The following is a 23,740-nucleotide window of genomic DNA, read 5'->3' as shown; positions in this document are numbered from 1 at the left end:
ACACAAGAAAGATGGCACATCGACCTCAAGCAGGAGTCGGTCTGCTTTTTTTCGTTGTCTTCCGATTTGAATTCAGCACTCCCAAAAGGAGGTGAAAATCATTCCTCTAGTCGTTCGGTCTACGGTTAATGCAACAGGTGCCATTACTTTTACAGGCAATACATTGGGGTTAAGCCGGTCCGATACGCTTGGGGTTCCGGGTACCCAGGATAGTATCGGGGCCTTCTCCACGGTGAATACAGCCTCCATATTCGGCACTTATCCTGCTGGCACTACAAATCTGTACCAGAGCAACAGTTCAGCAGCGGTCCTGGTGCTTCCGGCGGGGAGCACGGTCCTGTATGCAGAACTGATCTGGGGCGGTTCCTATGTTAACGGGAACGTCAACCTCACTGCGGCGATCAACAATCCCGTTTCTTTCATAACACCGCTCGGTAACACGGTCAGCGTGTCCCCCGACGCAGCCACTGCCAATTCCGTAGATCTGGGAGGCGGAGCGCTCGCCTATGTCCGTTCCGCCAATGTGACCAGCATTATTCAAGCCTCTGGAGCCGGAACCTATATCACCGGAGGCGTAGTCGGCACCATCGTTATCAACGGTGACGCTACTGCTAATCATGCGGGGTGGACGCTTGCTGTCATCTACCAGAATCCGTCACTCCCTTTCCGCAACATGTCTCTGCGGGCGGGGGCCGTACTTGTCCAGTCCACCTCTGCCCCGGTTGTCACAACGATTACCGGATTTGCCACACCTGTCACAGGAGCACTCGGCGGCCGCATCATGTTCAGTGCCCAGGAAGGAGATGCCAACCGTTCAGGAGATCAGGCGCTCTTCGGGCCCACCTCCGCGACCCAGGTCGCTTTGTCAGGCCCGAACAACTTTGCCAACAACTTCTTCGCTTCACAGATCAATAATGATACCGGCAACCTGAATACCACCGGTACGTTCGGAAACCGCAACCAGACCAACGGCAGTCCCGGCTCCAACATTGTCGGCGGCCGGCAGGGCTGGGATATCACGAACGTGGATGTTGGCGCGCGCCTGGTTAACAATCAGTCCTCGGCTTTGCTGACACTGACTACGTCTGGCGATGCATACGTCGTTAATGCTAACGGGCTGCAGATTGATATCAATGCACCCAGAATCTCATTAACCAAGGCCTCCAATGTCGCCGGTACAATCGTTAGTGATCTGGTCACGTACACCGTTACCGTCAGCAATACCGGCACGGCAAGCGCAGCCAGTGTTGTACTGTCAGACACGCTGCCGCCAGGCCTGACCTTTGTGGCCGGAAGCGTTGTGGTAGCCGGGGTTTCCCGGCCGGCTTTTGACATAACATCCGGCATCCCTCTCGGATCTCTGGCCCTGGGTACTTCAATCACGATTACATATCAAGCCAGGGTTACATCCTTGCCAAGCACACAAATTGTCGCCAACACAGCCAATGCCGCATTTACGTTCCAGAGCGTAGCGGGCGGCCCGATTGTGAGCGGGGTTATTCCCTCCAATACAAGCTCGCTGCCGGTCTATTCTCCGGTTCTTGGCATCGTCAAAAGCGCAAATACGACCAACGCTACCGTCGGTGATCAGATTATCTATACGCTCCAGATTGCAAACACCGGTAATATCGGCGCCACAACTACACTCACTGACAATATTCCTGCGGGCAGCACCTATGTTCCGGGAAGCTTTACGGTCAACGGCACTCCGGTAGCAGGCAATCCCGCCGCCGGCATCCCTATTGGCACCATTGCTGCCGGGGCAACCTCAACTGTACAATTCCGTGTGCTGGTAAACAGTCTGCCATCGCCTCCGCAGCTGGTCGATCAGGCCACGGCAGCCTATAGCTTTATCGTTCCCGACGGCCGGACCGTTCCCGGAACGGCAGCCTCCAACACGCTGACCATACCGGTCAGGCTGCCGAGTGTCGCTATTGTCAAAAGCGCCAGCTTCCCGGATGTGGCCGTAGGTGACACCCTGGTGTATACATCGGTGGTCACTAACAACGGAATTGTCGCAGTCACGAATGCCGTACTCTCTGATCCGATCCCCCCCGGCAGCACCTTTGTGGCGGGAAGTGTCACTGTAGCAGGTAGTGCACGGCCGACTGCTGATCCTGCTTCCGGGATTACCATCGGAACCATCGCTCCCGGAGCCAGTGTAACCGTTACGTTCCAGGTGAATGTCACTTCCGTGCCGGGAAGCGGCCAGCTCTCCAACCAGTCGTCTGCTTCGTACAGCTCAGGAGCATTTAATGCAATCACCCAATCGAATACAACCCTAACCCCTGTATTTCAACCCGTAATCGGTATCGTCAAAAGCGCGAGTCCGGGCAGCGCGACGGTCGGGGGCAATGTGCAGTATACGCTGGTAGTGAGGAACACAGGCAATATCGCCGCAACGGTGAGCTTGACCGACACGATTCCGGCCGGGTCCGTCTTCGTTGCCGGAAGTGTTACGGTGAATGGCGTTGTCCGCCCGGCAGACTCACCCGTTAGCGGAATCCCGCTGGGGTCAGTAGCACCCGGAGCAAGCTTTACGGTGACTTTTCTGACTTCGGTTCAATCTCTGCCGTCTCCGGCAACCTTGACCGACCAGGGAAGCAGCAGCTATACGTACCAGCTGCCCAGCGGACGTGCCCTGTCCGGCGGAAGTGTGTCGAACACGGTTACCATTCCGGTATCTGCACCTAACATCACGCTCCTCAAGAGCGCCAATGTCACCGCTATAGCAGTAGGGGAATATCTCACCTACACCGTATCGGTATCCAACCCCAGCGGTGTGGCGGTTAACAATGTCGTTCTGTCCGATCCCGCCCCTGCCGGGAGCGCCTTTGTAGCGGGAACCGTCACGGTGAACGGGGCTGCTGTACCGTCTGCGAATCCGAATGCCGGGATCGCCCTGGGTACGCTTGCTGCCGGAGCAACGAGTATTGTAGTCTTCCAGGTCAACGCCACTTCTGTTCCAAGCCCGCCTCAGCTGAACAACCGGGCGAGTGCTTCTTTCACAGCGGGTGCATTCAGCGGAACAGCTCTTTCGAACACTATACTTACTCCAGTCTTCACCCCGGTGATTGGGCTAGTCAAAAGCTCCAGCCCTGCACAAGCCTCGGTGGGCAGTCTGCTATCCTTCTCCATATTCGCCAGCAATACCGGCAATATTGCCGCAACCCTGAATCTGACCGACATTCTGCCGCCGCAAACGGTCTTCGAGACCAACAGTGTAAGCGTAGGCGGAACGCCGCTGCCCGGCTTCAGCCCGCTGACCGGAATTCCGGTAGGCCCGCTTGCTCCCGGAGACAGCGTCACCGTCAGTTTTCTGGTTACCGTTACGTCACTGCCGCCGAACCAGCAGGTGGTCAATTCAGCGGCCGCCTCCTATACCTTCACGCTGCCGGACGGACGGCAGCTCGGCGGAAATACCGTATCGAACGCTTTGACTGTTCCCGTCTCTGCCCCCAATGTCAGTGTGGTCAAAAGCGTGAATGCCATCGATGCCGTAACCGGCGACATTCTTACGTTCACCTCCGCGCTGACCAACAACAGTATTACATCTGTCAGCAATATCATTCTCAGCGATCCTCTGCCTGAGAATGCGGCTTTCATTCCCGGAACCGTAATTGTAGGCGGCGTCTCCCAGCCGCTGGCAGTTCCGTCCGCCGGCATTCCAATCGGCAGTCTGGGCCCTGGGGCTTCAATTGCCGTAACATTCGAGGTGAGGATAACAATGCCGATTCCTTCACAGGTCAATAACCAGTCAACCGTCAGCTTCACCTCCGGGGTCTTCTCCGGCTCTTCATCTTCCAACGTCACTACCACACCGGTAACGCAGCCGCAAATTTCTCTGGTCAAAAGCGCCAACGACCTGAACGCCACTGTCGGCGACACGGTCATCTATACCATTCTTGTCAGCAATGCCGGCAACGTTGCAGCCAATGTAACGTTAACCGATAATATTCCAGCCGGCACCGTCTTTGATCCAAACAGTGTCATTGTCGGCGGCTTCCCTCAGCCGGGTGCGGCACCGGATACAGGCATTGCTGTCGGGGTTGTCGCTCCCGGCGCCAGCGTCTCTGTCAGCTTCACCGTCTTCATTGTCTCCCTGCCATCACCGCAGCAGCTGGTGAATCAGGCGGCTTCCACCTACACCTTCACACCGCCGGACGGGCGGCTGCTGAACGGAAGCGCCGTCTCCAACACTGTAACGATCGCTGTCTCCGCTCCTAATCTGGCGGTTGTTAAGAGCACGACTTCAACCTCGGTGGCACTGGGCGATACTATCGCCTATTCGGTAAGCATCACGAACAACGGAATAGACCCGGTTAATAATGTAGTGCTCAGCGATCCAACGCCAGATGGGGCAGCCTTCGTGCCGGGCAGCGTATCTGTAAATGGCGTGCCATTTCCAAATGCCCATCCTTCTACAGGAATTCCCATTGGCACACTGGCATCCGGTGCTTCCGCAATTGTCTCCTACAGTGTTACGGTAACATCGGTACCAGCAGATACTTCGATTGATAATCAGGCGACTGTAACTTACACCTCCGGTGTCTTTACAGGCTCCACCTTCTCGAACCCCGTGGCGGTTCCCGTCTTCCAGCCGAATATCGCCGCTGTCAAAACCGCCAATACCGCGAACGCAACGGTGGGTGATACAGTAACCTACACTATAACTGTCAGCAATACAGGCAACTACGCAGCAAGCCTGACAGTAACGGACAACATCCCAGCCGGGACTACTTTTGAGGAAAACAGTGTTCTGATCAACGGGCTGCCTCTGCCGCAGGCCAATCCCACCACCGGCATCGCTGCCGGAAGCATCGCTCCGGGCGCAACCGTTGCTGTCTCATTCTCGGTGGTGATCACTTCACTGCCTACACCGCAAACACTGGTAAATCAGGGGACGGCAGCCTACAGCTTCACCTTACCTGACGGAAGAACCCTTGGCGGATCGGTGCTCACCAACACACTGACCATCCCTGTCTCGAATCCGAATCTGGCGGTCGTCAAATCGACCACAACCACCGCTACCAATGTTGGCGATACGATTACGTATTCGGTCAGTCTGACCAATAACGGGATCGCTACCGTTAACAATGTCGTATTTACAGATGCCTTACCTGCAGGAACGGCCTTCGTTCCCGGCAGTGTAGTGGTAGACGGCGTCCCTCGTCCGGCTGCTTCACCTTCTACCGGGGTAACCATTGGCAGCGTCGCGCCAGGCGCTTCAGTAACTGTAGTTTTCAGTGTGACTGTAACGTCCCTCCCTGTCTCGGGAGTGCTTAACAATCAGTCATCGGTCAGCTTCACTTCCGGGGCACTGTCCAGTGTTGCCTTCTCGAACATTGTGACCACTCCGGTCTTCCAGCCGATTATTGCGGCAGCCAAAAGCTCTAACTCTGTAAATGCAACCGTTGGAGACACCATTATTTATACTGTCAATGTCAGCAATTCGGGTAACTATGCGGCTGCTGCCACTCTGACCGATACGATTCCTGCAGGTACAACGCTTGTTCCTAACAGCGTGCTGATCAACGGCTTCCCAGCACCGGGTGCAGATCCCGCCACCGGAATCCCTCTGGGTACGGTTGCTGCAGGTGCATCGCTGGCGGTAACATTCTCTGTCGTCATTGCCACACTGCCAGCCAGCCAGCAGCTCAGCAACCAGGCCATCATCGCCTTCAGCTATACGCTTCCTGACGGACGGACCTTCAACCAGTCGGTCAGCTCGAACATCAATCAGATTTCGGTATCATCGCCAAATGTACTCGTTGTCAAAAGCACTACTGTAACCGATGCAGTTCCGGGAGATACCGTTCCATACAGCATCAGCGTTACCAACAGCGGCATAGCGCCGATCAATAATGTTGTACTGAGTGACCCGATTCCGGCCGGCTCTTCCTTTGTTGCCGGAAGCGTAGTTGTGGACGGTACTCCGCTGCCGGGAGCGAATCCGGCTAACGGGATTTCACTGGCAACAGTGGCCCCGGGCGCGACGGTCCTGGTTACATTCAATATTCTGGTCAACTCCTTGCCTAATCCGGCCATCCTGAACAACCAGGCTTCGGTAAGCTTCACTTCCGGTGCATTCTCTGGCGCATCTTATTCCAACAATCTCATTACTCCGGTATTCCAGCCGATCATCGGCATTGTAAAAGCTGCGGATACGGCCAATGCGACGGTTGGGGATACCGTGACCTATTCCTTCAGCGTTACCAATTCAGGCAATCTGCCAGCTGTCGTAACCTTAACAGACTCTATCCCGCCGGGAGCTGTATTCATTCCGAACAGCGTACTGGTCAACGGCCAGCCTGTTCCGGGTGCAGACCCGACTACCGGCATTAATCTCGGCACCGTTGCAGCCGGAGCTACAGTCCTCGTGACAGTCACCCTGCAGGTCACGGTAGCTTCCCTGCCTTCTCCGCAGCAGCTCGTGAACCAGGCCGCCGCCACCTTCACCTTCACACCGCCGGATGGCCGTCTGCTCTCAGGTTCTGCACTGTCGAATACGCTGATTATCCCTGTCTCTTCACCGGACGTAACAGCAGTCAAGAGCACTCCTGCAATCGATGCGGTAGTAGGCGACATTATTACCTATACCATTGTTGTGACCAATAACGGTATCGTTCCCGTCAACAATGTTGTACTGGTTGACCCGATTCCGGCAGGCAGCCAATTTGTCGTTGGCAGTGTTGCCGTAGACGGAGTCTTCCGCCCTGGTGCGAACCCGGCTGCCGGTATAGTCATCGGCACGATTGCCGCCGGGGCGTCCACTACAGTAACCTTCCAGGTTCAGGTCATTGTAATATGACAGAAGGCTCACGGCTTCAACCTGTCGTAAGCAACCAGTCTATGGTCCTATTCAGCTCGGCAGAGGGTATTAACGCCATCACCTATTCCAATACCGTCAATACTCCCGTCGTGGGCCCTGTTCTATCCCTTCTCAAGCTTACGGATCACACGAGCGCCTCCCTGGGGGAGACGCTCGTCTACACCGTATTCGCCAAGAACAGCGGCAATACGTCCGCACTGGTCACCATCGTTGATGTCCTTCCTGCGGGTGTATCCTTTATTGCCAACAGCGTGCTTAGAGACGGAGTCCCCCTTCCGGGGGTCACTCCGTCTTCCGGCATACCGGTAGGCACTCTCTCTCCGCATTCCGGAGTTACGATCGCCTTCCAGGTCATTGTTGTATCGCTCCCGCCTTCTCTGGCCTTGCATAACAGGGCAGTCGGCACCTATTCCTTCTCCACACCCGAAGGACGAACGGTACGCGGGGAAGTCCGCTCCAACCCGGTGATTGTCTCCCTGCTGTCTTATCAGTTGTCCACGCTTCTCTCTGCCAGCACACCCACTACCTTTGTCGGCGATGCCGTGACGTATACACTGCAGCTCAGAAATGAAGGCACCCGGCCGCTGGCCGTGATTATCGCCACCATTCCGGTTCCGGAAGGTGCTATATTCATCCCCGGCAGCGTCATTGCAGGCGGGGTCTACCAGCCCGAGGCCGATCCGGCCCTTGGCATCAGGCTGGGTTCCTTGAGTACAGGCTCGGCTGCCGAGATTTCCTTCCGTGTGCGGGTGGCCGCAATCCCTCCGGACCCGGTATTGCCGGCGAAGGCGTTGGTCACCTATGAGGTCAATGACAACAGGAATACCGCTGAGAGCAATACAGTCCTCATAACGATCGTCCAGCCGGGAGTATCCGCCAGCTTGAAGGTAGATCTCTACAGCGCCGCTCCCGGCGATAATCTGCGGTATGAGTTCACCGTGCGCAACAACGGAAATCTGGCTGTAGAGGCTCTGTTGACCGACTTCATTCCGGCAGGTGTTCTATTCATCTGGGACAGCATTCATATTGACGGTGTTCCCCAGAAGGGAATACGGCCTGCGGACGGCATTCCGCTCGGAACGGTAAGAGCAGGCTCGGCGGTAAGGGTTGATTGTCTCGTATCCATTCCGGGCGCCACCGATATCCGCCAGACTCCGGCCATTCAGAACCAGGGCAGTGTCCAATACACATTCACCCTTCCGGATGGACGCAATGTCCGGCAGATCACCCGGACCAATGCTGTGACTACGCTGCTGTTCTCGCCAATCGTCTCCATTCAAATACAAGGAGAGCCGCCGGTTGTCGAGCCTGGAAGCATTGCCGAATTCCGGATTCTTGTCACCAACAGCGGGAATTATCCCGCAGAGGTCTCTGTGGTCCGGATTGTGCCGCAAGGAGCAGTAATTGATCCGAATATCGTTACCATCAGCGCCATCACTGTACCCGAAACCCCGTACAGCGGAACTGTGGCTCTGGGAACACTACAGCCCGGGCAGACCGTCACCCTCACTTATTTTGTGAAAATCAACCTTGATTATATGGGCACATCGCTTCAGGGATCCTCGACCGCCCTATACTTATTCACGATAGACGGACGAAGATACTCCGGCGAAGCCCGCTCGAACAGCTATAAACTGCTCATTGAGGAAATCAGTGAATAATACAGCTCACATATCCCCCATCCCCATGAATATACTTTAGTTACAACCAGCCGCACCCGTCACAAGCGTAGCCTGTACCAATTTCAGAGAATCATGGGAGGTGGTCATCCTTGCCCCAGCCAACCGGTCCATACGCCTTTGTTGTGTCTAAAGAAGACTGGTCCCTTCACCGCAAAGGCCATCAGGATCAGGAGCGTCACCAGCAAAAGGTCAGAGAAGCCATTAAGGACAATCTGCCGGATCTCGTTACTGAGGAGAACATTATTTTGTCGGGCGGCAAGCAGATTGTGAAGGTGCCGATCCGCAGTCTGGATGAATACCGGATTATCTATAATTTCCGCAAGCAGAAGCATGTCGGCCAGGGGGACGGGGAGAGTCAGGTAGGCGATGTGCTCGGCCGCGATTCGCAGTCCGCCCAGCCGGGCAAAGGTGACAAGGCGGGGGATCAGCCCGGGCAGGATACTGTCGAAGCCGAAGTGGATATTGAGGATCTGGAGGATATTCTGTTCCAGGATATGGAGCTTCCCCACCTGAAGCCGAAGGACAAGGAAGAAATCGAGGTCAAATCCATTGTCTTCAACGATATCCGCAAAAAAGGCATGATGTCCAACATCGACAAAAAACGCACACTGATGGAGAATCTCCGGCGCAACGCCAGCAGCGGGAATCCGGGAATTCACAGCATCAGCCCGGACGATCTGCGCTACAAAACATGGGATGACATTACCGTCCCCCATTCCAATGCCGTAATTATTGCGATGATGGACACCTCAGGCTCCATGGGTACTTTTGAAAAATACTGCGCACGCAGCTTCTTCTTCTGGATGACCCGCTTTCTGCGCCGCCAGTATGAGAAGGTGGATATTGTATTCCTGGCTCATCATACCGAGGCCAAAGAGGTCAGCGAGCATGACTTCTTCACGCGCGGCGAGAGCGGCGGCACCATCTGCTCCTCGGCTTACCAGAAGGCGCTGGAGATTATCGACAGCCGCTATCCGCCGGCCAAATACAACATTTATCCCTTCCATTTCTCGGATGGCGACAACCTGACCTCCGACAATGAACGCTGCGTCAAGCTGATCGGTGAACTACTGAAGCGCAGCAACATGTTCGGCTATGGTGAAGTGAACCAGTACAACCGCAGCAGCACACTGATGTCCGCCTACCGCCACCTGAAGCAGGAGCAGTTCATGCATTATGTCATTAAGGATAAGAAGGAAGTCTATCAGGCGCTGAAGACGTTTTTCGGTAAAAAAACTACCGGGGCATAAGCTAAGATGTTTCCCATGGCTTACAGCAACAAGAAGTTGTCAACGTCATGCAGCACGCTTATTCCGGCATTGTTTCCCCCTTCCATCTGCTATCCAGGCCAAAAAGCATCCCCTTGCGAGCTTTTCATCCATCGCAAGGGGATGCTTTTTGCTTTTTGCTTTTTGCTTTTTGCTTGCTTGTATTTTCCGCAAAATACTCTTGACTGCTATATCGGCGACCGATATAATATGTATATCGGTTGACGATATAGCGTCAGGCGATGTAACGGTGATTGCTATAACGTCAGTTGATGTAACGAATCGTTAATACTAGACTAAGGCAGGTGAGGCATTTGTCAGGAAGCAATGAATACGGGGCGCTGACAGAGGGCGTATATTATATTCTTCTGTCACTGTTCACCCCGATGCACGGCTACGGAATTATGCAGAATGTGAAGCTGCTGAGTAACGGGCGCGTGGAGCTTGGCGCCGGCACGCTGTATGGCGCGCTTGGCACGCTGGTGGAGCGGGGCTGGATTGAGCCGCTGGCGGGCGGGCAGGATTCCCGCAAGAAGGAATACCGGATTACGGAGTCAGGCAGATCTGCACTGCTGAGCGAAATGACCAGGCTCGATGAGCTGTTGTCTAATGGAAGAAAGCTAATAGGAGGCGAACCGGAATGAGTCATGTGGTACGCAAATATTTCGCGGATTTTGAGAAGGAAGAGCAGTGGCTGAATGACATGTCTGCCAAAGGTCTTGCGCTTGTCGAATACTCCTGGGCCCGTTATGTATTTGAAGAGAGCGCCCCGGGGGAATACATCTACAGGCTTGAGCTGCTGGAGGAAGATCCGAAGAAAGCCAAGTCTGCCGAATACCTGCAGTTCATGGAGGAGACCGGAGCCGAGCGTGTGCCAGCCGGCAAAAAGCCGTCGGGCAAGACTGTATATGTCAACCCGCGCTGGGTAATCTTTCGAAGAAAAGCAGCGGAGGGTGCCTTCACCATTTATTCGGATACCGATTCCAAAATTAAGCATTATCAGAGAATATTCCGGTTATGGATTTCGCTCGCGGTGGCGGAGCTGATCATTGGCGTCTTTAATATATCCCTGATGTTTGTGAACAATCCCACCGCCCTCAACAGAATCAACCTTATTATGGGCCTGCTGCTCATCGTTCTGGCCCTGTTCTTCATTTCATTAAGTATGCCTATCCGCCGCAAGATTACCAAGCTGCAAAATGACAAGCTGGTCCGGGAGTGAGCCTTAATGCTCCGCAGAGCGTTCTGCGGTGATGATCCGGGCGTTGGCGGAGTGTTCTGCGGTGACGATTCGACCGTTGCGGGGCGTTCTGCGGTGATGATCCGGGTGTTGGCGGGGCGTTCCAACAGCGCGTTCCCCACTCCGGCTCCATTCAGCTTGTGAAAAGGACTGAGATTCCGTTAATTGACCGATCAGGCTTCATTTGTGGCTCATTTGAACAAGATAACGGAATCTCAGTCCGAATCAGCGGCAATATGAGGCTTTTGACCAAAATAGCGTCTTCTCAGTCCGCTTCATTCCGACTACGCCATCTGCACCAGTAACTCCCCCACTTGCGCCACTACCACCTCTCCCGCCTCTTTCTCTTTTTCCCGCCCTCCCGCCACATCCGCATCTTCTGCTTCTTCCGATTTTTCCCGCCTCTCACGCCTCTCCCTACACTACCGCTTCTTCCGCCTCTCCCCCCAATTTTTTCATTTCCGGCTTCAATCTAAATTGTGTGACCTTCACGTCCCCGAACATCAACAAAAAGCCGGAAGCAAACGCGCTGCTTCCGGCCGAATTAACTTATTTAACGCACCTTCTCTCTATCCTTGCCCTTATCGGACTCCCCGGCGTTTTTGTTCGCGGCCTCACGGTCCTGCATCATTTCATCCACGGTCTTCACCTTCAGCCGGGCAGCGCCTTCGTTGCCGGCATTCGTCGGGATCAGATTACCGGAAGCTAGGCGTTCCTTCGCTTCAGCGATAGCCGCGCTGTACTGCGGCAGCCAAGGCTCCCCGGCAACCAGCATCTCATCCACCATCTGCCAGATCTCCTTCGGATTACAGACCGCACCGACCAGCGGGTCCATCATGAAGGCCTGGCGCAGCAGCTTGTCATCGCCATGCACGGCTGCTTCCACGGCTAGCCGCTGCACGGAGATGCTTACATTGCAGACAGCCGCCGGGCCCAGCGGCAGGTCGCCGACCAGCGGCATCGAGATACCGTTGCGGTCTACATACCCCGGAGCTTCAATAATGGCATCGTCCGGCAAATTGGAGATGACCCCGTTATTCACCATATTGAAATGACCTCTGTACACGCGGCCCGTCTCAAGTCCTTCTATTATATAGGAGCCATGCTCCTCGCCACGGTTCTCCCGGGTATACTCCAGAGCCGGTTCCTTCATCCAGTTCGGGAAGTCCGTTTCGAACCAGTTGCGGCCTTCTGTGCAGACCCGCAGGTATCCGCCTGTCTCTCCGTTGATCCAGCTGCCCAGATCAATCCAGTCCATAATCTCGCCGCTGCGTTTGCGGTACCAGGGAACATATTCGCTCAGATGTCCGTTCGACTCCGTGCTGTAGTAGCCGAAGCGGCGGAGCATATCGATCCGCACCTTCTCGGTCCGGCTGAATTCCGGATGCTGCTCGAAGGCCTCCAGCAGTCCGGCCGTCAGATCCTTGCCCTCATGCTTCGCAGAGATGTACCAGGTCTGGTGATTGATTCCGGCGCAGATAATATCCACCTGCGACTTCTCCAGCCCGTAGACTTCGGCGATCTGATGATGTCCGTGCTGTACGCCATGGCAGAGTCCGATGGTCCGCACACCGCCATATTTATTGCAGGCCCAGGTGAGCATGGCCATGGGATTCGAGTAATTCAGGAGCAGCACATCCGGCGCAGCCGTCTCCCGGATATCCCGGCAGATCTCCAGCATCTCGGCCATACCGCGCTGTCCGTACATGATCCCTCCCGCACACAGCGTATCACCTACGCATTGGTCCACGCCGTATTTCAGCGGAATGTCCACATCGGTGGCGAACGCCTCAAGGCCGCCCATGCGGATAGTGCAAAATACGTACCTGGCATCCTTCAGCGCTTCTCTCCGGTCCGTAGTGGGAGCGATCACAATATCCAGGCCGTTCTCCTTAATATCCCGCTGGCACAGCTCGGTGACCATCTGCAGATTATGGCTGTTTATATCCATGAATGAGACTTCAATATTCCGGAATTCCGGTACTGTAAGCAGGTCGCGCAGCAGCCCGCGTGTAAATCCGATACTGCCCGCCCCGATAAAGGTTACTTTAAAAGACATCGTTATCATCCTCCGGCAAAGAATAGTGGGTTCCTGTCCATTGTAGCAAGGAGGCTGCGGGAAGCGTAACCAATATCATGACCACTTTGCCGTTATTGTGTCAACAATTCTCACCTTTAGATCCAGAAACCCATCTATTCCTCACTCCAGGAATGGCGGTCCAGCGAGTTGCGGTATTCGACCGGAGTACAGCCGGTATACTTTTTGAACAGGAGATGAAAATACTGCCTGCTGCTAATGCCCACATAATCGGCAATCTCCGCGACTGGAATCTCACTCTGCCCAAGCAGCATCCGGGCCTTCTCCATTCGCAGCCTGTTCAAGTAATCGGTTAAGGTCTGGCCGGTATTTGTCCTGAAGATCCGCTGCAGATAACCCGGGTGGACATTCACAGTGAGCGCAACTTCCTTGACTTGAATACTCCGGTCATAGTTCTGGTGCAGGAACTCTACCGCGCGCCGTACATAGAGCTGTGAGGGCTGCTGGCTGGCCGGCAGCGATTCCCGCCGCAGTCTGGACAGACGCAGCAGCAATTCCGAGAACAGCAGCTGAACCATACTGTTTCCGCTCTTGCCCTGCTGATCCAGCTCCAGCACCAATGCCTTTAGTACATGAAACACCTCTTCCTGGTCTGACAGCACCAGACTATCGAAGGGACTCTGCAGCAAATCCGCCAGCGTCTCCTCCTCCCGGGCCAGCCTGCCTACCGAGGGGGCTACACCGACGTACTCTGTGAATGCGAACTCCACATTCAGCATCCGGCAGGAGGACCCGTCTTCGACGATCAGCCTGTGCGGAACGCCCGCATCCAGGAGAATCATTTCTCCCCGCTTCAGCCGGAAGGGGGTATGGCCTCCCGATTCATCCCGCACCTCGACCACACAGCTGCCTGAGATGAGATACATAATTTCGGTGGAATTATGCTGATGGTAGGCCATTGTGTAGTTGCTCCACTGCTTGTAATAGTAGGCCAGGAATCGCGGGCTGTAATCCCCGTCAAGCAAGGCCTGCTGAAAAAGACTTCCGTTCAACTCCGGCATCCCGCATGCCTCCTTCGCCAGTATTCATAGCACAAGTGTATCCCTTGAGCTCCGCCAGGACAAGAAGCTGGCCGAAGTCCAATACTGGAATAAATATCTTTATAAGTTAATCATTCTTGTATGTAAATTAGAATTTCAGGTGAGGATCACATAGATTCAGAGCTCCCGCCTCGCAGATAATCAAATTTTTTTCAGTACTCTCTATTCGCGTTAATGTTGTAAGTATTACAACTTTAGTTCATATAGCCGGGAGTTGTCCGGAGTATTGTTGTATGAAATACAAGAATTGGTTCATTAATTCGATTGGATTAGATAAAATGCTGTATTTAATACAATATTTTTCCATTCAGGCTAATTTGATGAGGAGATTGTTGTATTTCGTGCAGGATTTTCGCTTATTTTTTATGTGCAGCAGAGAGAAGAACGCAGAATAAACAAGAGCAAAGGCACGAAGCGCTCCACTCTTGTTTTCAATAATCCTATCTAAGTGTCTATCCCTACCCTTGTTTTCGATCATCAATGAAGTTTAGTCAGAACATCATTCACCACGCTATACACTCCGCCGCCCTCCGCCATTTCCAGCGCTCCGTTCAACAGGTAGATCCCTGTTTCTTCATCGATCCCGTAATTCGGAAGCTCACCGAACGTACGGACGGCGGTTCTTAAATGATCTTCGTCATCCCACTGGGTAAAATGTACGGACAGCAGCAGCTCAGGGATCAGATTCAAGCCCTTGCGGTGATCAAACAACCTGCTCTCATTATCCTTAGCGGAAATAATACATAGTTCAGGGCTGATTAAAGCTCCCGCCGAGAACCCCGCAACCGGAACGCCAGACTCATACCTCCGTTTAATAGCGCCGCCGATCGCGGTATCTACAATATAATCGGCATACAGGTCCGTATCCCCGCCTCCGATGATAATGCCCGAGCAGGTCTCTATGCTCTGAACAACAACATCCGCAGGTGTAGCGGGCAGCGGCAGATAACGGAACTCTGTTAACCCTGCATCAGCCAGCGGACGCGTATAGACCGGCACGTAATCTTCCCAGCTCTCCCCACGCTCCACGAATAATACAACAACAGGACCTGCGCCTTCACCCACTATATCTTTAAACTTTCTTGCCAGATCCGGCGTAAACGGCGGGCCCCCGCCATTCAGAAATAAGTGCTTATCCATGACATCACCTTCAGTTTTTTACAGACAACTATAACGACAAGTGTAAGTTCTGGCAATAGTACTTCACTTTATCAACTACACACCGGCTTATCCCTGAAAAGAAACCATCGACTGCTTCAGCTTCTCCGCTAACACCTCCAGCTTGCCTGACAGAGCCACCAGCTCCTCGCTCACTATGAATTGCTGTGAAGACATCGAGGCCACCTCCTCCGTTGAGGCACTGGTCTGCTGCACGACCGAGATTACGCTCGCCATGGATTGCCCCAGCTGCTGCCGGTAACCGGTCAGCTCCTTAACCGCCGCCGAAGACTGGCTTAGATAACCGCTGAACACTTCCATCTCCGCCCGCACACTTTCAAAGATAAGCTAAGATTCCCGGACCGAGGTTATCTGCCCGCTGAACAGCGGTGCTGCTTCACTCACTACCTTAACCGTGTTCTCGATATGGCCGCTGATCTCCTCCGTAATTCTGGAGACAGACGCAATTGACTGGCTGGATTGGTTAGCCAGTCCCCTGATCTCATCGGCAATGACATTAAAGCCCCTCCCCGCAGCCCCCGCACGTACAGCTTCAATAGAAGCATTAAGAGCCAGAATATTCGTCTGCTTGTTCATGGCAATCATCGGGGAGAGAATGCTGCGGATCAGCACCATGCTGTCACGCAGCATGGCCGAGTTCTCCTGAATCAGATTCATCATCTTCAGGGCAGATTCGCTTTGATCCACCAGCTTCTTCATCAGCTCCGCTCCCTGATCGCTTACCGCCATGACCTTTCCTGCGGAATCAGCCATGACTGCATTCGTCCCCGCTACTTCGTCCGTCTTGTCTCCCATCAGCTCCACCTTGCGGTTGCTGCTCTCCGCTTCTGCCGCCAGGCTGGCTGCCCCGCCGGCGATCTCGCCGGTTGCGGCAGCCACTTCCCTGGCATGAGTACGGGTCGCACCCGAAGCAAGCACCAATTGCTCGGACGTGGCCAGCACCGCCGCCGCCGAACTGCTGCTCTGGCCGGCCAGCCGGGAGATCTGCTCCATCATCCGGTTGAAGCTGTGTCCCAGCCGCCCGATCTCATCCTGGCCCTTGAAGCTCGTCCGCACCTGCAGATTCCCCTGTTCGCCTTCCTCCATCAGCCGGGCCAGCTTGCCGAGCGGGCGGCCGATCAGCCGCACCAGCACATAACCAATCACCAGCGCAATCACAGCCGCAGCCAGCACAACCAGCAGTGTAATATAGAGCAGCCGGTCTGCCGATTTAGTGAAATCACTCACCGGCGCATAACCCAGCAGTGTCCAGTCAGCTGTCACCAGCGGCTGATAGACCACAAGCTGTGAGCTGCCCTGCTCATCAGCCGCAGTGAAGGATTGCTTCTGCCCTTCAACCCCGGTATCCGCTGCCTGTATGTAAGAAGGCTGTCCGAGCAGCCCGTTATCCGCCCCGTACACAATATTGCCGGCCCTGTCAAGGATGCGGATCTCCCCGGCAAGTCCGATATGCAGATTGGATAATACGTCGGTCAGAGCTTTACCCTTCAGCTCAATCAGCATATAATACTCCGCTGCCGGGTTCTGGATATTCCGCAGCAGACGGCCCATTGTCATAGAGGACTCACTGTAAGCATCGAAGAAGCCTTTGGCCCGTGCGGGGAACCAGACGGGGTTGCCTTTGCCGTTATCGATCGCCTTCATGCGGGCAAGAACGCCTTCATCACTGCGCACACCACTGATGCCTGTTGATTTGTAGGATTCAGCATCCACCATGCTTCTTTCGACCAGCCGGACGCCCAGCAGGCGCTCATCGGAGCCCCGGACGGAATCCAGCTTACGGCGGATCCGGTCTTCAGCTGCCACCTTGGCTACCGTTCCGGCACCGGGATTATGGATGGTCTCCATATCTGATTTTAGTGCAGAGTCTACTGCGAATTGTCTTGAAAGCGCTTCATATTCAGCAAACAGGAAGTCCAGCTTGTCCGCCGCCTGCACAATAGACTGTGAGGATGCCGCTGCTACCTCGTTGGTAATGATTCTTTTAGCAGCATAATAGGAGGTTAAGCCCAGCACAGAGGACAATAGCACAATTGTACAGAACAGAATCACAAATAATTTGACGCCAACCGATCTGAAGTTTAATTTCCGCTGCCGGTTCATTCCGCTCTCCCCTTATTTGTTCGATAAAAAATACAGGTGCAGCCCTTCGTTGACTGCATAAAGGCCGCACCTGTTATTCATAATGAGATCAGCATTTCTTATTATCCTAATTCCATAAAGGCTTACCCCTTGCTCGCCCCTGCGGTCAGACCATCAACAAGCAGGCGCTGCAGGAAGCCGAACAGAATCATTATCGGTACAGAGATCAATACTGCACCCGCTGCGAACAGCGTGAAGTTGGAATTCTGCATCGTATTGACCATATCCCACATTCCGACCGCGACGGTCCAGTTCTCCTTGGTCCGCAGAATCAGCTTGGCGAAGATGAAGTCCACCCATGGGCCGACAAACTGGGTCAGTGCCATATAAGTGATCATCGGGCGGGACAGCGGCAGGATAATCCGTGTGAAAATCCCGAAGTTACTCGCCCCGTCAATCCGCGCGGCTTCATCCAGCGAACGCGGAATCGTATCCAGGAAGCCTTTGGCAATCAAGGTCCCTCCGAGCGGTGCTCCGGCAGCGTACACGATAATCAATGCCAGATGGGTATCCAGCAGATTGAACTCCTTCAGCAGCAGATAGATTGCAATCATACTCATGAAGCCCGGGAACATCCCGAGGATCAGCAGGGTTGACATGGTCGTCTTGCGGCTTTTGAACCGGAACCGGGATAAGGCGTAACTGGTCAAAAGCGTCAGCACCACGCCGATCAGCATGGAGAACACGGCAATCTTGAGCGTATTTGCGTACCAGGTTCCGAACATATAGACCGGTGAAGTGAACAACTCTTTGTAATGAGCCAGTGTAAAATGGTCGGGAATCAGCGTTTTGCTGTATAGGGATTTGCCCGGACGGAAGGATGCCAGAAGAATCCAGAGTGCCGGATAGATCGCAGCAATCGCCAGGATAACCAGAATGATGTAGCTGAGGCCCAAACGAATAAAGCCCGTAAGCTTGCGTCCGATGATCATTGAATCATATCCTCCTCTTTGAATGATTTGGTCCGGCGGTAATTATACAGGGAGAACCCGGCAACAATGATGAAGAGTATAATGCCTATTGCAGAAGCCATATTATTCTTATTCTGATCCAGCGTCAGCTTATACAGCCACGTTACCAGCAGGTCCGTTGACCCGGCATACTGATAGTCACCTTTCACCGGACTGCCTCCGGTCAGCAGGTAGATCGCGTTGAAATTGTTGATATTTCCGGCAAATTGCATAATCAGCGTTGGCGCGGTAGAGAACAGAATCATCGGCAGGGTGACAATCCGGAACTTCTGATAATTCGTAGCCCCGTCCACTTCGGCTGCTTCATACATATCCCGCGGGATTGTGGTCAGCACGCCCATGATGAGCAGCATAGATACCGGAATACCGACCCACATGTTGACGATGATAACCGTGACCTTCGCCCAGAACGGATCAGTCAGCCACGGTAGTCCGCCAAGTCCGAAGTATTTGAGATATTGGTTAATCGGGCCGAACTGCCCGTTGAACAGGTTGCGCATCAGCAGGAGGGAGATCATCTGCGGGACGGCGTAAGGGACGATCAGAATCATTCTCCACAGTCCCTTGAAGCGGATCCCCTTTTGATTGATCAGCAGGGCAACGAGCATCCCGCCGAAGTAAGTAGTTACAGTCGATAGAACCGCCCAGATAATTGTCCAGGTAAGTACTCCATAAAAGGTCTGGCTCCAGGATTTCAGCACCAGCAGGTTACGGAAGGTTTCAAAGCCTACCCAGTCCACCAGCCTGGCCGGCGGGATGTGATCGGGTGCGGCGTAGTTAGTGAAGGCCAGCATGATCATAAAAATAATCGGCATGATGGTAAAGAACAAAATACCGATACCCGGAAGCAGCAAAAAGCTCTGGGCAAATTTGTAATCCAGAATATAGCGTACGGATTGCTTGAATGTATTCGATGGACGACCGGTTTCGCGTTCTGCTCCGATTTTAAGGGCATCCCTAATATTCATGTACCAGACAATCAGGAATAAAACCAAGAACAGCAGGGTAATCAGACTTTCAATCAGAATGACGATGGAATGATCACCGGGAACCATTTTTGCGATGCCCTTAACCTTCTCAAGGCGGCTTGGAGATTCCCCGAGTGTGGTGATGCCCCAGAAGGCCCTGCCCAAATTGGTAATGAAATAGAATAGTGCGGCTGCTTCTACAGCTATGAAAATAAGTCCTTTGATGAATTGGCGGTTATATATTTGTCCCAATCCCATAAAAATGGCCGACAGTACTGCGGCTCTAGCTTTGTATCGCTGCATTTCCCTTCCGTTCTCCTCTCCGCGCGGAATTCAGGAAACTGCCCGCCGCGAGCTATGCGGCGGGCGATTTGATTCCACTGTGTGCTGATGGTTGTTTGTTGCCTCAAGGGCAGCTGATGATTACACTGCCGGAGAGCTGATTTTACTGGGCAGATGCCCCGTTATTCAAATCCTTAATTTGTTCTACTGCTTTGTCCATAGCTGCCTTAGGATCTGCGTTGTTATCCCAAATTTCAGGAAGTGCCGCATTTACCGGGCTCCATACGTTACCCATTTCAGGAATCGAAGGCATTGGCTGGGAGTTCTTGGCCTGTTCAGCAAAAGCGGATATGAACGGGTCGCCGGTGATTTGCGCATCCTGCAGCGCTTCGTTGTTCGTAGGCACGGAACCGACCAATTTGTTCAATGTCAGCTGAGCGTCTTTGCCGGAAGCAAAGCGGGCATACAATTTAGCCGCATTCGGATACTGACTATAAGCGTTGACTCCGAAAATTTTAATCCCGGAGAAAGTAATTGCCGTTTTGCCGTCGATGGTAGGAATCGGAGCAATTCCGAGGTTGTCGCCCAGAGCTTCTTTATAACCGGCAAGCTCCCAAGGTCCAGTGATATCCATGGCCACATCGCCAGTGTTGAACAAGCTGCGCTTGATGTCCGGGTTAATGTCGCCGCTCTTAATCGGCAATATTTCTTTCAGCTTTACAAATTCACTCAGACCTTTGATCGCGCCTTCATTGTTCAGACCGATATCGTCTTTATCCGTACCGTCTTTGCCGAACAGGTAACCGCCGGTTGTAGCGATGAACGGATAGTTGAAGTACATGTTGCCGACTTCCCACATAATTCCGTATCTGTTCTTGGCTTTATCAGTGAACGTTTTACTGAAGGCAATCACGTCATCGAAGGATTTAGGTGCTTCTTTGACCAGGGATTTGTTGTAGAACAGGGCATAGGTTTCTGCCGCTCTCGGATAACCATACAGTTCACCCTCATAGGACGAGCCTACGATGGATGCTTCTGTGTTCTCAGCTTTGGTCTGCTCACCGAAAATATCGTTTGGAAGCAGCAGGCTCGCGCTTGCAGCCTTACCCAGATTATCGTGAGGAATGAGGACAACGTCTGCAGCCAGACCTGACGGGCCATCTTGTGTCAGCTTGCCGACCTGATCGGGCGGTGCTACCTCTTCAATTTTGATGGGAACGTTGTACTGCGCGGTGAACTGCTTGGCGATTTCTTCAGCAAATGCTCTTTCTTCTTTACTCTCCCAGATCACCAGTGATGCGCCGTCTTCAGGTACAATCTCATCTGTTGCCGGAGCATTCCCGCCGTTTGTACCAGCGTTGTCTGTTGCTGCTGCATTATTCGCAGGAGCATTGGTTGCTGCTGCATTTCCCCCGTTATTGTTGTTTGAGCCGCACGCCGTAATCGACATTGCCATAGAGAACGATGCGGTGAGAACCATGAGTTTTTTCAAATTCATTGCTTTTAACCCCTCCCGATTTGTATATCACTTGATTTGAACATGATGCCTCCGACTTTGCGCAAACGATTTCAGAAGACTCAAAAAAAATTCAAGTTTTGCAGATTGACCCTTCCTTATGTGCTCCGCCAAGTTTTAGAAAGCGCTTCATTCCTGAATTCATAATACATCAGCGGGCAAGATTGTTAAAACGTTTGCACAGAGTGTATTTAAGCAAATTCAATGATTTTATGTATATGATTTGTTATTTCCTTCTAATTTCACAGGATTTCTTCAAATATCTCTGTATATCTTATTAATAAAATTTACAAACCGCATTTTTTGCTGTATTTTAGCGAATTATGTAATTTAATTTCCATATAATCTCATTTTCCAGGCTTTGGAAATCGGTTTCCTGCCTGTCGGTATTTGTGCAAATGTTTGTACAAACATATTGAACCTCAATTTATTCCATGCTATAATCCAAAACATTAAGAACGCCCCTGTTCTTCACATAATCCAAAGGCAATGTTACTTCAATTGGGTACAACCTCGGACAAGCTACCCGGCGCCGGTTGTGCCTGTTTGGTATGCGCAGAATCTGAATGATTAGTGCGATTGTGGCACAGCTGCTGTGCTAATCATGCACTTGCCAGATATAGGACTGTGTTTGTAAAATGCTTGCTTCCGGAGCCAGCGCTGGTTTGCCCGGTGTTATTCAGGGGTGTTTGGTTCACTAAACCTTAGGAGGAATTAGTATGTTGTTAGAAGCTGTGTATCATCGTCCGCGCCTCAATTGGTCTTATGCCTACGATCATGAAACGATCCACCTGCGTCTGCGTGCCAAGAAAGGGGATTTAACCGAGGTATTCGCCTGGGCCGGGGACAAGTACGCCTGGGACAACACCAAGGAGTTGATTCCTATGACTCTTTTCACTTCGGATGCGATGTTCGATTACTGGGAGTGCGAGTCCGTCCCCCTTTACCGCCGGTTGAAGTACGGCTTCCTGCTGCAAAAGGGCCATGAGCGCATCTGGATGACCGAAAGCGATTTCCAAACCGAACGTCCCGCCAATCCAAACCGGCTGTTTGAGTTCCCTTATATCAACCGCGGTGACGTGTTCATTCCTCCTGCGTGGGTGAAGGATGCTGTCTTCTATCAGATCTTCCCTGAACGTTTCGCGAACGGCGATTCCAGTCTGAATCCGGACAATGTACAGCCATGGGGCGGCACTCCTAAGCCTGACAACTTCTTCGGCGGTGATCTGCAGGGGGTCATTGACCATCTGGATCATCTTACTGAGCTGGGTATCACGGGCATCTATTTCACACCAATCTTCACAGCTACCACCAACCATAAATATGACACGGAAGACTACATGCAGGTTGATCCGCATTTCGGGGATGTGAAGACGCTGAAAAGGCTGGTCGACGCCTGCCATGAACGCGGTATCCGTGTGCTGCTTGACGCTGTATTCAATCATGCCGGACGTACCTTCGCCCCGTTCGTGGATGTGCTGGAGAAAGGGGAAGCCTCCGCTTATAAAGACTGGTTCCATGTCCGCGAGTTCCCGCTTCAGGTAGTGGATAACATTCCGAATTATGACGCTTTTGCCTTTGAGCCGCTGATGCCGAAGCTGAATACGGAGAATCCTGAGGTTAAGGAATATTTGCTGAAAGTCGCTGAGTATTGGATCCGGGAGGTCGGCATCGACGGCTGGCGCCTGGATGTGGCCAACGAGGTCGATCATGAATTCTGGCGCGACTTCCGCAAGGTGGTGAAGCGTGCGAATCCCGAGGCTTATATTCTAGGTGAGATCTGGCATGAATCCGCGCCATGGCTGGAAGGAGACAAGTTCGATGCAGTGATGAACTACCCGTTCACGGATGCGGTGCTCGACTTCTTCGTGTATGGCAAGCTCGATGCGGAGGGCTTCGCCAACTCCATCGGCAAACAGCTGTCGCGCTACCCGCTGCAGGCCAGCGAGGTTGCCTTCAACCTGCTGGACAGCCACGACACCCCCCGTTTGCTGACGCTCGCGGATGGGGACAAGAATAAGCTGAAGCTGGCTGCGCTGTTCCAGTTCACCTTCATGGGAACTCCCTGCATTTATTACGGGGATGAGATCGGCATGGATGGTGAAGGCGATCCGGACTGCCGCAAGTGCATGGAGTGGAATCCGGCGATGCAGGACCGCAGCCTGTTCAATTATTACCGCAAGCTGATCGAGATCCGCAGCAGCCATCCGGCACTGCGCACAGGAAGCTTCACGTTCCTGGAAGCCGGACCCGGGGGCACCAAGCTGGCTTATGAACGCAGCCTGGGCGATGATCTTATTCTCGTGCTGATCAATACTGAGGAGACCGCGCAGACCTTCCGGGCAGACGTACAGGAACGCTCCTGGAAGAACCTGTTCACCGGCGAACCGCTCCGTGCGGAACGCGGCAAGCTGTCGCTCAAGCTTCCGGCTTACGGTTATGCAGTACTGCAGGCTAATATGGCCTAGCCTCCGTCTCAGGAGCTCCATTCATTGGATTGAGTTATATTCCAGGCAAAGCAA

General features: G+C 53.3%; 15 protein-coding genes. 7 read left to right on the top strand and 8 right to left on the bottom strand.

What is annotated here, in order from left to right:
- The first annotated feature begins 91 nt into the window (after window positions 1-91).
- From NSU01_RS10300 to NSU01_RS10275, 6 genes are all read left to right on the top strand, one after another.
- Entirely contained in the window at window positions 92-6,811 is a 6,720-nt protein-coding gene (locus NSU01_RS10300; RefSeq protein WP_083705148.1) for a DUF11 domain-containing protein, read from the top strand.
- On the top strand, window positions 6,808-8,493 hold the full coding sequence (locus NSU01_RS10295) for a DUF11 domain-containing protein (protein ID WP_081969906.1): 1,686 nt from the start codon (window positions 6,808-6,810) through the stop codon (window positions 8,491-8,493). The genes NSU01_RS10300 and NSU01_RS10295 overlap by 4 nt, the downstream gene beginning before the upstream one ends.
- Before the next feature lie 110 nt (window positions 8,494-8,603).
- Window positions 8,604-9,764, top strand: a complete 1,161-nt coding sequence (gene yhbH / locus NSU01_RS10290; protein WP_042135257.1) for a sporulation protein YhbH — start codon at window positions 8,604-8,606, stop codon at window positions 9,762-9,764.
- Between the two features lie 332 nt (window positions 9,765-10,096).
- Window positions 10,097-10,426 carry a PadR family transcriptional regulator gene (locus tag NSU01_RS10285; RefSeq protein ID WP_039307488.1) on the top strand — a complete coding sequence of 110 codons (330 nt, stop codon included), beginning with the start codon at window positions 10,097-10,099 and terminating at the stop codon, window positions 10,424-10,426.
- The gene (locus tag NSU01_RS10280; RefSeq protein ID WP_076242695.1) at window positions 10,423-11,004 is read left to right on the top strand and encodes a DUF2812 domain-containing protein; all 582 of its coding nucleotides are present in this window, start codon (window positions 10,423-10,425) and stop codon (window positions 11,002-11,004) included. Before NSU01_RS10285 ends, NSU01_RS10280 begins: the two co-directional genes overlap by 4 nt.
- A 6-nt stretch (window positions 11,005-11,010) precedes the next feature.
- On the top strand, window positions 11,011-11,166 hold the full coding sequence (locus NSU01_RS10275; RefSeq protein ID WP_179093425.1) for a hypothetical protein: 156 nt from the start codon (window positions 11,011-11,013) through the stop codon (window positions 11,164-11,166).
- Window positions 11,167-11,575: 409 nt separating this feature from the next.
- On the opposite strand, the gene NSU01_RS10270 is transcribed toward NSU01_RS10275, so the two are convergent.
- The 8 genes from NSU01_RS10270 to NSU01_RS10235 form a co-directional block, all read right to left on the bottom strand.
- The gene (locus NSU01_RS10270; RefSeq protein ID WP_042135253.1) at window positions 11,576-13,081 is read right to left on the bottom strand and encodes an alpha-glucosidase/alpha-galactosidase; all 1,506 of its coding nucleotides are present in this window, start codon (window positions 13,079-13,081) and stop codon (window positions 11,576-11,578) included.
- A gap of 134 nt (window positions 13,082-13,215) precedes the next feature.
- Entirely contained in the window at window positions 13,216-14,112 is an 897-nt protein-coding gene (locus NSU01_RS10265) for an AraC family transcriptional regulator (RefSeq protein WP_042140934.1), read from the bottom strand.
- 525 nt (window positions 14,113-14,637) lie between these two features.
- Window positions 14,638-15,300: a Type 1 glutamine amidotransferase-like domain-containing protein gene (locus tag NSU01_RS10260; RefSeq protein ID WP_042135252.1), complete on the bottom strand. Its 663-nt coding sequence runs from the start codon at window positions 15,298-15,300 to the stop codon at window positions 14,638-14,640.
- An 87-nt stretch (window positions 15,301-15,387) separates the two neighbouring features.
- Window positions 15,388-15,633: a hypothetical protein gene (locus NSU01_RS10255; RefSeq protein WP_144025971.1), complete on the bottom strand. Its 246-nt coding sequence runs from the start codon at window positions 15,631-15,633 to the stop codon at window positions 15,388-15,390.
- Window positions 15,634-15,666: 33 nt separating this feature from the next.
- Window positions 15,667-17,442 (bottom strand): methyl-accepting chemotaxis protein, encoded by a 1,776-nt coding sequence (locus tag NSU01_RS10250; RefSeq protein WP_144025970.1) that lies wholly within the window; start codon window positions 17,440-17,442, stop codon window positions 15,667-15,669.
- A 122-nt stretch (window positions 17,443-17,564) separates the two neighbouring features.
- Window positions 17,565-18,413 (bottom strand): sugar ABC transporter permease, encoded by an 849-nt coding sequence (locus NSU01_RS10245; RefSeq protein ID WP_042135249.1) that lies wholly within the window; start codon window positions 18,411-18,413, stop codon window positions 17,565-17,567.
- Window positions 18,410-19,723 (bottom strand): sugar ABC transporter permease, encoded by a 1,314-nt coding sequence (locus NSU01_RS10240; protein WP_042135247.1) that lies wholly within the window; start codon window positions 19,721-19,723, stop codon window positions 18,410-18,412. Before NSU01_RS10240 ends, NSU01_RS10245 begins: the two co-directional genes overlap by 4 nt.
- A 142-nt stretch (window positions 19,724-19,865) precedes the next feature.
- Window positions 19,866-21,200, bottom strand: coding sequence for a maltose ABC transporter substrate-binding protein (locus NSU01_RS10235; protein ID WP_042135245.1), 1,335 nt, complete (start codon window positions 21,198-21,200; stop codon window positions 19,866-19,868).
- 737 nt (window positions 21,201-21,937) lie between these two features.
- Between NSU01_RS10235 and NSU01_RS10230 the strand changes: the two genes are divergently transcribed.
- Window positions 21,938-23,686, top strand: coding sequence for an alpha-glycosidase (locus NSU01_RS10230; protein WP_042135243.1), 1,749 nt, complete (start codon window positions 21,938-21,940; stop codon window positions 23,684-23,686).
- Window positions 23,687-23,740 lie beyond the last annotated feature (54 nt).

The organism is Paenibacillus sp. FSL H8-0259 (assembly GCF_037963255.1).
Taxonomy (GTDB): Bacteria; Bacillota; Bacilli; order Paenibacillales; family Paenibacillaceae; genus Paenibacillus_AQ; species Paenibacillus_AQ phytohabitans.
The sequence above is the reverse complement of the archived record's forward strand: the minus strand, read 5'-3'. Positions and strand labels throughout refer to the sequence as shown.